1 pseudogene is annotated in these 539 nt (G+C 76.1%); it reads right to left on the minus strand.

The window, feature by feature from the left end:
- Nucleotides 1-539 (minus strand): annotated as a pseudogene (locus tag G7A99_RS24345) (MmgE/PrpD family protein); the annotation flags it as partial.

Consider the following 539-nt stretch of genomic DNA (forward strand, 5'->3'; position numbering starts at 1 on the left):
TTCGCCCGGGCGGCGCCGAGCACGGGGGCGGCGAGCCGGTGGAACTTGGCGTCGAGCTCGTCGTCGCCGAGCGGCCGCTCCCAGTCGCCGCGCGCCTCGCAGGGCACGCTCGCGATAACGCGGCCGTCCGTGCACTCGATCCGCACCGCGGCCCAGCGTTCCCGGGGGAAGCGGGCGTTGAGGTCCTCGCGTTCCGTCACCGCTACCCGTGCGGCGAGCGCACGGCGCGCCGGGTCATCCAGCGCGGCGTCGGCCACGTCGGCCGCCCCGATGCCGCCGCCAAGGGCACAGGCCACCGACCACGGCAGGCTGTACTGGGCCTCCTCGGTGGTGGCCGGGGCGGCCACCGCGAGGCGGCCCGCCTCGTGGAAGGTCTCCACGACGATGCGGCGGATGGCCGCGGGGTCCCCCGGGATCTCCCCGGCGATGCTGCGCACGGCCTCCACGGCGGGCTGGGCCCAACGGCAGACCGGGTAGGCCTTGCGGTACTGCTCGCCGATGCGCCAGCGCTGGCCCAGGTCGTCCCAGATTTCCGACAC

It is taken from the genome of Arhodomonas sp. KWT (genome assembly GCF_010993615.1).